This is a genomic window from Frigoribacterium sp. PvP121 (genome assembly GCF_017833115.1).
GTDB lineage: Bacteria > Actinomycetota > Actinomycetes > Actinomycetales > Microbacteriaceae > Frigoribacterium > Frigoribacterium endophyticum.
Genome location: NZ_JAFIBR010000001.1, coordinates 1,013,498 through 1,025,469 on the forward strand (window position 1 = coordinate 1,013,498; position 11,972 = coordinate 1,025,469).

At 73.5% G+C, this 11,972-nt stretch carries 10 protein-coding genes and 1 tRNA gene; 4 read left to right on the forward strand and 7 right to left on the reverse strand.

Features of this window, described 5'->3' with window-relative positions; genetic code table 11:
- Positions 1 to 39: 39 nt before the first annotated feature.
- Positions 40 to 111 (forward strand) — tRNA-Gln (locus tag JOE43_RS04785).
- Between the two features lie 321 nt (positions 112 to 432).
- Here the strand turns inward: JOE43_RS04785 and purL are convergent.
- From purL to JOE43_RS04805, 4 genes are all read right to left on the reverse strand, one after another.
- The gene (gene purL, locus JOE43_RS04790) at positions 433 to 2,775 is read right to left on the reverse strand and encodes a phosphoribosylformylglycinamidine synthase subunit PurL (protein WP_374072748.1); all 2,343 of its coding nucleotides are present in this window, start codon (positions 2,773 to 2,775) and stop codon (positions 433 to 435) included.
- Positions 2,772 to 3,467: a phosphoribosylformylglycinamidine synthase subunit PurQ gene (gene purQ / locus JOE43_RS04795; protein ID WP_192129049.1), complete on the reverse strand. Its 696-nt coding sequence runs from the start codon at positions 3,465 to 3,467 to the stop codon at positions 2,772 to 2,774. Before purQ ends, purL begins: the two co-directional genes overlap by 4 nt.
- Complete coding sequence (locus JOE43_RS04800; protein ID WP_056055429.1) at positions 3,467 to 3,751, reverse strand: phosphoribosylformylglycinamidine synthase subunit PurS; 285 nt, start codon at positions 3,749 to 3,751, stop codon at positions 3,467 to 3,469. Before JOE43_RS04800 ends, purQ begins: the two co-directional genes overlap by 1 nt.
- Positions 3,752 to 4,060: 309 nt before the next feature.
- Complete coding sequence (locus tag JOE43_RS04805; protein ID WP_209515209.1) at positions 4,061 to 5,362, reverse strand: acyltransferase; 1,302 nt, start codon at positions 5,360 to 5,362, stop codon at positions 4,061 to 4,063.
- A gap of 126 nt (positions 5,363 to 5,488) precedes the next feature.
- Between JOE43_RS04805 and JOE43_RS04810 the strand changes: the two genes are divergently transcribed.
- Complete coding sequence (locus JOE43_RS04810) at positions 5,489 to 6,412, forward strand: ribokinase (RefSeq protein ID WP_209515211.1); 924 nt, start codon at positions 5,489 to 5,491, stop codon at positions 6,410 to 6,412.
- Between the two features lie 41 nt (positions 6,413 to 6,453).
- Here the strand turns inward: JOE43_RS04810 and JOE43_RS16115 are convergent, their stop codons facing one another.
- Positions 6,454 to 7,806: a GAF domain-containing protein gene (locus JOE43_RS16115; protein WP_209515214.1), complete on the reverse strand. Its 1,353-nt coding sequence runs from the start codon at positions 7,804 to 7,806 to the stop codon at positions 6,454 to 6,456.
- A gap of 236 nt (positions 7,807 to 8,042) precedes the next feature.
- On the opposite strand from JOE43_RS16115, the gene JOE43_RS04820 reads away from it, so the two are divergent.
- Together JOE43_RS04820 and JOE43_RS04825 are read left to right on the forward strand one after the other, a co-directional pair.
- Positions 8,043 to 8,546, forward strand: coding sequence for a Fur family transcriptional regulator (locus tag JOE43_RS04820; RefSeq protein ID WP_209515222.1), 504 nt, complete (start codon positions 8,043 to 8,045; stop codon positions 8,544 to 8,546).
- Between the two features lie 81 nt (positions 8,547 to 8,627).
- Positions 8,628 to 10,130, forward strand: coding sequence for a catalase (locus tag JOE43_RS04825; protein ID WP_209515224.1), 1,503 nt, complete (start codon positions 8,628 to 8,630; stop codon positions 10,128 to 10,130).
- Between the two features lie 210 nt (positions 10,131 to 10,340).
- Here JOE43_RS04825 and JOE43_RS04830 read toward each other — a convergent pair whose 3' ends face one another.
- Together JOE43_RS04830 and JOE43_RS04835 are read right to left on the reverse strand one after the other, a co-directional pair.
- Complete coding sequence (locus JOE43_RS04830; RefSeq protein WP_209515226.1) at positions 10,341 to 10,949, reverse strand: GNAT family N-acetyltransferase; 609 nt, start codon at positions 10,947 to 10,949, stop codon at positions 10,341 to 10,343.
- Between the two features lie 134 nt (positions 10,950 to 11,083).
- Positions 11,084 to 11,920 carry a VOC family protein gene (locus JOE43_RS04835; protein WP_209519060.1) on the reverse strand — a complete coding sequence of 279 codons (837 nt, stop codon included), beginning with the start codon at positions 11,918 to 11,920 and terminating at the stop codon, positions 11,084 to 11,086.
- Positions 11,921 to 11,972: the final 52 nt, after the last annotated feature.

Sequence of the window (11,972 nt, forward strand, 5' to 3'; positions counted from 1 at the left end):
CTGGGCCGACGATGCCGACATCATCACAGGTGTTGTCATTGGGGTATGGTGTAATTGGCAACACGACTGATTCTGGTTCAGTTGTTCTTGGTTCGAGTCCAGGTACCCCAGCAATGCATGCCCCTTGACCTTTCGGTCCGGGGGCATTGCTGTTCGTGCTTGTTCGGCGGCCTGCCGGCCGCTGTCGGGCGAGCTTCGCCGCCCGACGCGCGGGGGCGAGCTTCGCCGCCCCCTGCTGGGGCGGGCGAGCTGCGCCGCCCGGGGGGCGAGCTGCGCCGCCCGGGGAGGGTGGGCTTCGCCGTCCGGGGAGGGCGGGGTCGGCTGTGTGAGGGGCGGGTCTTGCTTCCGGGGAGGGGTGGGGGCCGGTGTGCGGGGGGACGGGGGAGGGCCCCTGCGGTGGCAGGGGCCCTCGGGGGTGGCGCGGGGAGCGCGTCAGGCGGGGATGGTCGCGCCGAAGCGCGCGGGGAGCGTGCCGCGGTGCGTTCGGCGGAGCTCGTCGATCGTCACCGTGAAGCGGTCCTGGATCTCGAGCGAGCCCGAGGCGCCGTCCGTCACGCCGATGCGCGCGACGGGGTAGCCGCGGCCCTCGCAGAGGCCCCGGAACTTCACGTCGTCCTCGCGCGGCACCGACACGACGACACGGCCGGTCGACTCGCTGAAGAGCGCCGTCGCCACGTCGACGCCGTCACGCTCCATCACCTCGTCCAGCCACACGCGAGCGCCCACGCCGAAGCGCAGCACGGCCTCGGCCAGCGCCTGGCCCAGACCGCCGTCGCTGAGGTCGTGCGCCGCCGCGAGCAGCGACTGGTCGGCGCCGGCCGCCAGCAGGCCCGCCAGCTGCTTCTCCGCGTCGAGGTCGACCGCCGGCGGGCGACCGCCGAGGTGGTCGTGCACGACGCCGGCCCAGGCCGAGCCGTCGAGCTCGAGCTTCGTCGTGCCGAGCAGGTAGATGTTGTCGCCCTCGTCCTGCCAGCCCGACGGGACGCGCTTCGCGACGTCCTGGATGACACCGAGCACCCCGACCACGGGGGTGGGGTGGATCGGCGCCGTGCCGGTCTGGTTGTAGAACGAGACGTTGCCGCCCGTGACCGGGATCTCCAGCTCGAGGCAGCCGTCGGCCAGGCCCTCGACGGCCTGCGAGAACTGCCACATGACCTCCGGGTCCTCCGGGCTGCCGAAGTTGAGGCAGTCGGTGACCGCGGCCGGCACGGCACCCGTGACGGCGACGTTGCGGTACGCCTCCGCGAGGGCCAGTCGCGCGCCCTGCTTGGGGTCGAGCTGGCAGTACCGGCCGTTGGCGTCGGTGGCGATCGCGAAGCCGAGCCCGGACTCCTCGTCGACCCGGACCATGCCGCCGTCGTCGGGGAAGCTCAGGGCCGTGTTGCCGAGCACGTACGTGTCGTACTGGTTGGTGACCCAGCTCTTGTCGGAGAGGTTCGGCGAGCCGAGCAGCTGCAGGAACTGCTCGCGGAGCACCGCGTTGCCCGTCGGCCGCGCGAGCGACGACGCGCTGTCGGCCTGGAGGGCGTCGATCCAGGTCGGGTACGCCACCGGGCGCTCGTAGACCGGGCCGTCGACCGCGACCGTGCGCGGCTCGACGTTGACGATCTCCTCGCCGTGCCAGTTGATGACGAGACGGCCCGTGTCGGTGACCTCGCCGAGCACGCTCGTCTCGACGTCCCACTTGGCCGTCACGGCGAGGAAGTCGTCGAGCTTGTCCGGGCGCACGACGGCCATCATGCGCTCCTGGCTCTCGCTCATGAGGATCTCCTCCGCCGTGAGCGACGGATCGCGCAGCAGCACGGAGTCGAGCTCGATGAACATGCCGCCGTCGCCGTTCGACGCGAGCTCGGAGGTGGCGCAGCTGATGCCGGCGGCCCCCAGGTCTTGGATGCCCTCGACCAGCTCGTGACGGAACAGCTCGAGGCAGCACTCGATGAGCACCTTCTCGGCGAACGGGTCGCCCACCTGCACCGAGGGGCGCTTGGTCGGGCCGCCGGCCGAGAACGTGTCGGAGGCCAGGATGGAGGCGCCCCCGATGCCGTCGCCGCCGGTGCGGGCCCCGAAGAGCACCACCTTGTTGCCCACGCCCTTGGCGTTCGCGAGGTGCAGGTCTTCGTGCCGGAGCACGCCCACCGCGAGGGCGTTCACCAGAGGGTTGCCCTGGTACACGGCGTCGAAGTAGGTCTCGCCGCCGATGTTGGGCAGGCCGAGGCAGTTCGCGTAGAAACTGATGCCGCCCACGACGCCGTCGACGACGCGCGCCGTGTCGGGGGCGTCGATGTCGCCGAAGCGGAGCTGGTCCATCACGGCTACCGGGCGGGCGCCCATCGAGATGATGTCGCGGACGATGCCGCCGACGCCGGTGGCCGCGCCCTGGAAGGGCTCGATGTAGCTGGGGTGGTTGTGGGACTCGACCTTGAAGGTCACCGCCCAGCCGCCTCCGACGTCGACGACGCCCGCGTTCTCGCCCATGCCGACCATCAGGTCCCTCTTCATGGCGGGGGAGACCTTCTGGCCGAACTGGCGCAGGTAGACCTTGCTCGACTTGTAGGAGCAGTGCTCGCTCCACATGACCGAGTACATCGCCAGCTCACCGCTCGTGGGGCGACGGCCGAGGATCTCGCGGATCTTCGCGTACTCGTCGGCCTTCAGGCCGAGCGCCGCGTACGGCTGCTCCTTGTCGGGCGTCGCCGCCGCGTCGGCGACCGTGTCGGGCTTGGGGCCCTCGGGGCGGACGTCGATCAGCTCGGCGTGGTCGTCGTTGGTGCTCACTTGGACAGGGCCCTCTCGATGACGGACGTGAAGAAGGTGAGGCCGTCGACACCGCTCGACATGGCGTCGGGCATGTCGGGGCCGAAGCCGGGCTCGGTGGCGTGCTCGGGGTGGGGCATGAGCCCGACGACGTTGCCGCGGGCGTTCGAGACGCCGGCGATGTCGTCCATCGAGCCGTTGGGGTTGACCCCGACGTAGCGGAAGGCGACCTGCCCCTCGCCCTCGATGCGCGCGATGGTCTCGGCGTCGGCGATGAACCGGCCGTCGGCGTTCTTGAGGGGGATGGTGATCTCCTGCCCCTCCGTGAAGCCGTTCGTCCAGTCGGTGGACGCGTTCTCGACGCGCAGCACCTGGTCGCGACGGATGAACTGTTGGTGCGCGTTCCGGGTGTGGGCACCGGGGATGAGCCGCGCCTCCGCCAGCATCTGGAAGCCGTTGCAGATGCCGAGCACCGGCATGCCGGACTTCGCGGCCGAGACGACCTCGGTCATGATCGGCGAGAGCGAGGCGATCGCGCCGGCGCGCAGGTAGTCGCCGTAGCTGAAGCCGCCGGGCAGGATGAGCGCCTCGACGCCCTGGAGGTCGTGCTGACCGTGCCAGAGGGCGACGGGCTCGCCGCCGGCGAGGCGCACCGCGCGCTGCGCGTCGCGGTCGTCGAGGGAGCCGGGGAAGGTGACGACGCCGACGCGCATCAGGCTGCGGGGGCCGCGTCGAGCACCGTGACGCCCACGACGTCCTCGATCACGGAGTTCGAGAGCACGTCGTCGGCGAGGCGGCGCACCTCGGCCAGGACGGCCTCGGTCACCTCGCCCTCGACGGTCAGCTCGAAGCGCTTGCCGATGCGGACGTCGGTGAACGTCGCCCCGGCCTGGTCGGGAGCGGCGGAGCCGAGACGGGCCAGGGCGCCGGCGACGGCCTTGCCCTGGGGGTCGAGCAGTTCAGCCTTGGGCATGACCTCGACGACGATGGTGGGCACGATCAACTCCTGCAGAAGCGGTAGCGGATGGACGCGTCGAGTCTAGGGCAGGGGGAGGCGCGGGCCCGCGGGCACGGGAGGCGCCCGGGCCGGCGGGGAGAGAGGTCGGGCTGGGGAGGGACCGTCGGTTGTCGGCTGTTGCCGAGGCTGCTCCCAGCGTCGTCATCGGAACGCGACGCACCATGGACCCAGCGGCAGGAACAGGGCCTCGTGATCGGGCCTCCTGTCGACATCCGGTCGAGGGTTCCTGATCCGCCCGACACCGTAGGACGCCCGGCCGGCACCCCCCCGACCGGCCGGGCGTCACCCTCACCTCACGCGCGGCGCGAGCAGCTGCACGGCGAGCGGCAGGGCCACGGCCCCCGCGATCGCCAGCGGCAGGTCGAGACCCCGCAGCATCACCGCGAAGGTCGGCGCGACGACCAGCACCGCGGCGACCACGACGACGCCGACGGGCGGGCTCACGGCATCGGCCGACGAGCGCCGCGGCGGCTGCTCGAGACGCCCCGTCAGGAGCGACACCGTGCACGCGAGGCCCACCACCAGCAGCGCGACGGGCCCTCGGCTCCACCACCACGCGGCCGAGCCGGGCTCGGGCAGCGGGCCGCCGAGCGCGAGGCAGACCCCGAGCACGGCGATCAGCAGCGGCAGGTGCCAGAGGTAGATCGTCATGCCCCGGCTGCCCACGGCGAGCACGACGGCCCGGGCGGGCGTCGTCGCCATGAGTCGCTCGAGGAGCGGGCGGAGGAGGGTGAGGACGCAGATCTGGCCGACGCCGAGCACCATCAGCGGCACGGTGGGCGGGTTGAGGCCGGCGAGCATGTCGGCGGACCACGGGCCGACCGTGGTCAGCACGGGCAGCGAGAGCCAGCACGCCACGGCCACGGTGACGAGCAGGAGGCGCGGAGCGCGTCGGAGCCACCCGCTCGCGACGGCGAACCCCAGCTGCTGGACGAAGAGCCAGACGAAGACCAGGTTGAGCAGTCCGACGTCGGTCACGCCGCTCGACCAGCGGGCGGCGTCGACGAGGACGGCCCCGGTCGCCAGGGCCACGAAGGTCGCCGCCGGGCGGGTCTCGTGCAGGCGCGCCATCGTCGGCACCGCCACCTGCGTGATCGCGTAGGCGGCGAGGAACCAGAGCGGCGAGCCGACGCCGGTGGCCACCACGTCGAGCAGGGCGGGGTCGACCCCGAGCAACGTCGCGACGAGCAGGGCCGCGGCGAGCACGACGAACACGGGCACGGCGGGCCGGGCGAGCCGGACCAGGCGACCGGCCACGTGCTCGGAGGCGGTGGCGCCACGGCGGCGGGCGCTCGCCCACGACGTCGCGCTGGCGAAGCCGCCGAGCACGAAGAAGAGGGGCATCACCTGGCCGGCCCAGGTCGACGCCGCGAACCAGGGCTGCTCGGTGAGCGGCTGCGTCGCGGTGACGGCGCCGTCGGCGTCGACCGCGACGCCGACCATCAGGACGTGGATGACCACGACCAGCAGCACGCAGACCACGCGGGCCAGGTCGACGACGAGGTCGCGCCCCGAGAGGTCGAGGCCGCGGTCGGCGGCCGGGTCGCCCGTGCGGTCGGCGCGGGGCCCTGCGTGCGGGGAGGCTGTCATGGTCGAACCGTAGCGACCGGTCTGCCCGTGCGGGGCGTTCCTCCACAGGCCGGCCCCGAAGTCATCCCCAGGGCTGACCGTGGAGGAGGGCGCCGCCGAGCGCCCGGGTCGGTCCAGGATGGAGGCATGAGCACAACCGAGCCCACAGTCGCCGTCGTCGGATCCGTCAACCTCGACCTGGTCGCCCGCGTGCGGGAGTTCCCCCGCGCCGGCGAGACCGTCCTCGGGTCGGAGTACGAGGAGGCGCCGGGCGGCAAGGGCCTCAACCAGGCCGTCGGGGCGGTGCGGCGCGGCACCACGGCCCTCGTCTCCTCCGTCGGCGACGACCCCGTCGGCGACCGCGTGGTCGCGTGGGCGGCCGGCCACGGCATCGACGTGGCCGGGGTGCACCGCGCCCCGGGGCTGACCGGCCGGGCCCTCATCACGGTCGCTCCCGACGGCGAGAACATCATCGTCGTGGCGCCGCTCGCGAACGGCGAGCTGACGCCGGAGCACGTGGCCGCCGAGCTCGACCGCACCCGGCCCGACGTCGTCCTCGCCCAGCACGAGATCAGCGAGGGCGCCCTGCGCGCCGCCGTCGAGTGGTGCCGGGCATCGGGCGCCCGCTTCGTCTTCAACGCCAGCCCGGTGCGCAGCGTGCCGGGCGACGTGCTGGCCGCGAGCGACCCGGTGGTGGTGAACGCCGCCGAGGGGCTCGCCCTGCTGCGCGCGGCGGAGGCCGCCCGGCCGGTCGGCGAGCCGGGGTCGCGCTCGGCCGTCCGCGAGGGCGGGGCCTGGCGTCCGGCGGACGTCGCGCGTCGGCTCCTCGAGCTCAGCCCGTCCGCCGTCGTCACGGCCGGGGGCGCCGGGGCGTTCGTCGCCGACGCGGCCGGTGTCGAGCACGTCACGACGAGCACCCGGGTGGTCGCCCTCGACACGACCGGCGCCGGCGACGAGTTCGCCGGCGTGCTGGTCGCCGAGCTGGCCGCCGGGGCCTCGCTGCACGACGCGGCCCGGGCCGCGAACGACGCGGCCGGCGCACTCGTCCAGGTGCCGCGCGAGCGGCGCTAGGCCGAGACCGGTCGGCCGGGGCCGCAGCGCGGCCCCGCGGGTCAGGCGTGCAGGGCGGCGCGGGCCTCGGCCTCGCGGCGCTCGCGGCGCGTGGCCGGCTGGGCCGGCCCCGCTCCGGGCACGGTGCCCTGGCCGAGCGACGCGACCGGGCCGGCGACCGACTTCTCGTAGCTCTGCAGCTCGGCCTCGGCGCGGAGGGCGAACGCGCGGAGCTTCTCCGGCGACACCGACGACGACTTGCGCGGCCGGACGTCGTGGAGGCAGAACGTGCCGATGGTCTCGCCGGTCGACGAGTGGATCGGGTGGCCCGCGTAGAAGTACCCGTGGTTGAGGTCGAGGTAGGGGTTGTCGGCGAAGCGCTCGTCCTTGCGGGCGTCCTCGACGACGACCAGGTCGTCCTCGGCGACGGTGACGTCGCAGAAGGTCAGCTCGCGGGGGATCGAGACCGGGAGCAGCTCGGTGTTGTTGGCGTACCAGAGCTTGCTGCCGTCGAGCATGCTGACGACCGCGACGTCCACGCCGAACTCGGCCTCCGCCTCCTTCGCCAGCTGCTGCAGCACCTCGGAGCCGCCCCGGGAGGCGTTGTCGACGAGGGTGGCGCCGCCGCTCCACGCGAACGAGCGCTCGGGCAGGCTGCGCGGCAGCCGCTCGTCGAGCTCGACGCGTCGGACGCTGTCGAGGGTCGGCGCGATGCGGTGCGCGATCGTCTGGGCCCACTGGCGGTAGCCCTCGACGCAGCCGTGGGGCGAGTCGGGGCGACGCAGGCCAGCCGGCAGTCGGAAGTAGCTCGCGCCCGTCTCGTCGGCGACCAGCTCGGTGATCGCGTTCATGCGCTCGGCGTGCGTCTCGGCGACGGCGCCGAGCAGCGACTCGAACGGCTTGACGGAGCGCACCGGGGGGACGCCGATCAGCACGGTGCGGGCCGTGGGGTGAGCCCGCCGGGCGAGGGTGGCGACGAGCTGCCGCAGCTCGTGCTCCCAGGTGTCGAGGGGCGTGAGCCGGACGGCGTCGTTGAGCCCGACCAGCACGACGAACGTGTCGTACAGCCCGAGGTCGGTGTCGCGGATCCACGAGCGGGTCGACTCGATGCTCATCATCTCGTCGCCGACGTAGTCGACCGAGCACGCGCGGCCGGTGGCGGCCGACGACGCCCGCGACAGCTGGCCGACGAGGGCCTGGTCGTGCGAGCGCACGCCCCAGCCGTGGGCCGGGCCGTTGCCGACGATGAGCACGGTGTCGGCGTCGGTCGCGGTCGAGCGCGCGGAGGGCTCGTCGCGGGGCGACGCCACGCGGCGCGACCGGGAGAGCCACCAGAGGTACCAGAGGCGCATGGCGGGGCGCAGCCGCTCGTACGACTGCGGGGTGGTGCTGGTGGTGTCGACCGTCCTGGTCACGTGGTGCTCCTCGGGTTGTGCGTCGGGTGCCGTCCCGCCGACCACGCTACGGACGCGCCGTCACGGTCGCATCCCCCACTACTGGGCTCCGGCGGACGTCCACGGGGCGAAGCGGTGTCCGGGAGGCGCGGTGCGGGCGCGCAGGAGGGGCCGGCACCCGGGGCCGCGCCTGTGCAGCGGCTGCGGATGCGGGCACGCTGTCTTGAACTGTTCAAGAGAAGTGCCATGATGGTCAGGTGCACCCCGAGACCAGCGCCACCCACGACCGGCTCCGCGGAGCCGGCCTCAGGGTGACGGCACCGCGCCTCGCCGTGCTCGAGGCGCTCGAGGGCATGCCGCACGCGGCCGCCGACGTCGTCTTCGCGAAGGTCGCCCTGGTGCTGCCGGGCACCTCGCTCCAGGCGGTCTACGGCGTGCTCGCCGCGCTCGCGGGCGCCGGTCTCGTGCGCCGCATCGAGCCGGCCGGCTCGCCGGCGCTCTACGAGCTCCGGACGGGCGACAACCACCACCACGTCGTCTGCACGGTGTGCGGCGACGTCGCCGACGTCGACTGCGTCGTCGGGCACGCGCCGTGCCTGACCCCGTCGAACGACGCGGGCTTCACGGTGCAGACCGCCGAGGTCACCTTCTGGGGGCTGTGCGCGGCGTGTCGCGACTCCGACGACGACGTCGAGCTCGACGCGGAGGCCGGCGGAGTCGGCGACGCGACCGCCGTCGGCGACCTGACCCGCGCCTCCTGAGGGCCCGCCCCACCGTCTTCCCCGGCCGCGTGCCGGGTGCCCGAACGACCCGTGACTGAACACCGAACGAAACGAGGAGTCATGACCGACGCCACCCCCGTGACCACGACCGACAACGGAGCGCCCGCCGCGAGCGACGCCCACTCGCAGACCGTCGGGGCCGACGGCCCCATCGTGCTGCACGACCACCGCCTCGTCGAGAAGCTCGCGAACTTCAACCGCGAGAAGGTGCCGGAGCGCATCGTCCACGCCAAGGGCGGCGGCGCGTTCGGCCGCTTCGTCACCACCGGCGACGTCTCGCAGTACACCCGCGCCGCGCTCTTCCAGCCCGGCGTCGAGACCGAGCTGCTGGCCCGCTTCTCGACCGTCGCCGGTGAGCAGGGCAGCCCCGACACGTGGCGCGACCCCCGCGGCTTCGCGCTGAAGTTCTACACGAGCGAGGGCAACTACGACCTCGTCGGCAACAACACCCCCGTCTTCTTCATCCGCGACGGCATGAAGTTCCCCGACTTCATCCACTCGCAGAAGCGCCTGCCCGGCAGCCACCTGCGCGACCACGACATGCAGTGGGACTTCTGGACCCTCTCGCCCGAGTCGGCCCACCAGGTCACCTGGCTGATGGGCGACCGCGGCCTGCCCGCCTCGTGGCGCCAGATGGACGGCTTCGGCTCGCACACCTACCAGTGGATCAACGCCGAGGGCGAGCGCTCCTGGGTCAAGTACCACTTCAAGTCCGACCAGGGCAACGCGATCCTCACGCAGGACGACGCCGACCGCATCGCGGGCGAGGACGCCGACTTCCACATCCGCGACCTGTCGGCCGCGATCGAGCGGGGCGAGTACCCGACCTGGACCCTCTCGGTGCAGGTCATGCCGTACGCCGACGCCGCCGGCTACCGCTTCAACCCGTTCGACCTCACCAAGGTGTGGCCGCACAGCGACTACCCGCTGATCGAGGTCGGCACGATGACCCTCGACCGCAACCCGGAGAACTACTTCGCGCAGATCGAGCAGGCCGCCTTCGCCCCCTCGAACTTCGTGCCCGGCATCGCGACGAGCCCCGACAAGATGCTGCTCGCCCGCATCTTCAGCTACGCCGACGCGCACCGCTACCGCGTGGGCGTCAACCACCAGCAGCTGCCCGTGAACGCCCCGAAGACCGAGGTGCACTCGTACTCGAAGGACGGCGCGGCGCGCTACCACTTCAGCGAGGCCACGGCGCCGGTCTACGCGCCCAACTCGGTGGGCGGCCCCGCGGCCGACCCGCAGGCGGCCGGCGACACCGGCGGCTGGGAGAGCGACGGCGAGCTCGTCCGCTCGGCCGCGACCCTGCACGCCGAGGACGACGACTTCGGCCAGGCCGGCTCGCTCGTGCGCGACGTCATGGACGACGAGCAGCGCGACCGCCTCGTCGCGAACATCGTCGGCCACGTCTCGAAGGTGACGCGCCCCGACCTGCTCGAGCGCGTGTTCCAGTACTGGAACTCGGTCGACCCGATCCTCGGCGCCCGCGTGCGCGCCGGCGTCTCGCCCGAGGCGCCCGGCTCGAACGAGGACCCGGCGACGGTGGGCGTGCCCGCGTAGTCGAGGCAGCTCCGCACTGCGGGAGGCGCGGTGCCCGGTCGACGGGCACCGCGCCTCCCGCATGTGGCGGCGACCGTGGCCGCACCACGTCGTCGCAGTCGAACCATGTCGTCGCAGTGGAACCACGTCGTCGCAGTGGAACCACGCCGCGGCGTGGTTCGATGGCGAGGACGTGGTTCGTGCCGTGCCTGATCGGCGCGGGTCGGCCGGTCAGACCATCTGGCCGTTCCAGCGGAGGTCTCCGGCGGGCCACTCGGCCAGGTCGGCGCCGACCTCGCGGACGAGCCAGCCCTCGTCCTGGCTGACCAGCACCCCGGCGCCGTCGGCGCTGAACGCCGTGAAGTGGCCGGTGACGCCGTGCAGCGGGCGCCAGCCGGCGCGCTGGTAGAAGCCCTGGACCCCCTCGCCCGTCTCGAGCAGGCCGAACCGGCTGCCGAGTCGGGCGAGCCCCTCGTCGACCCGGCGGAGCAGCTCCCCGCCCTGGCCCGTGCCCTGCAGGATCGGGCTCACCGCCACCATCCCCACCGCGGTGACGAGCAGGTCGACGTCGCCGACCGTCACGAACTGGCGCCGCAGGCCGGCGTGCGCGACCACGACGTCGCCGACGCGGCCGAGGACCCGCAGCTCGGGCTGCATGCCGGCCCAGCTGCGCGCACCGGCGTACCAGTGGTCGTACTCGGAGAAGGCGAGCCCCAGCATCGCGGCGATCGCCTCGTGGTCGGCGAGGGCCAGGTCGCCCTCGGCGACGAGGTCGAAGACGGGGCGGTGGTCGTGCACGGGCGCGTCGGGCTCGACGGAGGGAACGGGCTGGTCAGGCATGGGGTCGACGGTACGCCCCGCGGCTCCGGCGGCGGGGCCGGCGGCGGGGCCGGGTCGGGCCCGGCGGCGGGGCCGGCGGCGGTGCCGAGGCACGGCCGGTGCCGACGCCCGCGACCGAGGGGCCGCTCGCTCGACTACGCCCGGACCCGCACCTCGATGGAGTTGCTCCACGGGTCGTCGAACCCCAGCACCCGCCCGTCGTCGCGCGTCGCCACCCCGTGGTGGCCGAGGCGCTCGCCGAGGGCGCCGAGGTCGTCGCCGGTCGGCACCTCGATGCGCACGGTGCCGAGGCCGAGCGCGAGCTGTCGACGACCGGCGCCGGCGCTGTTCCAGGTGTTCATCGCCATGTGGTGGTGGTAGCCGCCGGCGCTGACGAAGAGGGCCTGCGACCCGAACCGCGTCGTGGTCTCGAAGCCGAGCTGCTCGACGTAGAACCGGTGGGCGGACGCCACGTCGCCCACGCTGAGGTGCACGTGGCCCACCGAGGCGGGGCGGGAGGCGGCGGCGACCAGCGCCTCCTCGCGGACGTTCTGCTGCAGGAAGGCGTTCGGGTCGAGCGCCAGCGTCGCCATGTCGACCTGGCCGTGGGTCCACGACCAGGCGGTGCGGTCGCGGTCCCAGTAGAGCTCGATGCCGTTGCCCTCGGGGTCGGTGAAGTAGAACGCCTTGCTGACGAGGTGGTCGGCGCTGCCGGTGAAGCTGCCCGGGTGGCGGCTCGCGACGCCGTAGACCGCCGACGCCAGGTCGACCTCGGTCTCGAAGAGGATCGCGGTGTGGAAGAGGCCGGCCTCGCGGGCGGCGGCCCGCCGCAGCTCGGGCGCGTGCTCGAGCACGACGATCGGGGTCGTGCCGCGGCCGAGGACGCTCCGGCCCGCGGCGGCGTCGTGCGAGAGCACGGCGAGGGTCACGGCGTCGCGGTAGAACGCGGTCATGCCGTCGAGGTCGGCGACGCGGAGGGTCACCGCGCCCATGGTCGTGTCGGGCGCGAGCAGGTCGAGCGACCGCGCTGCGGGGGCGGGGGCA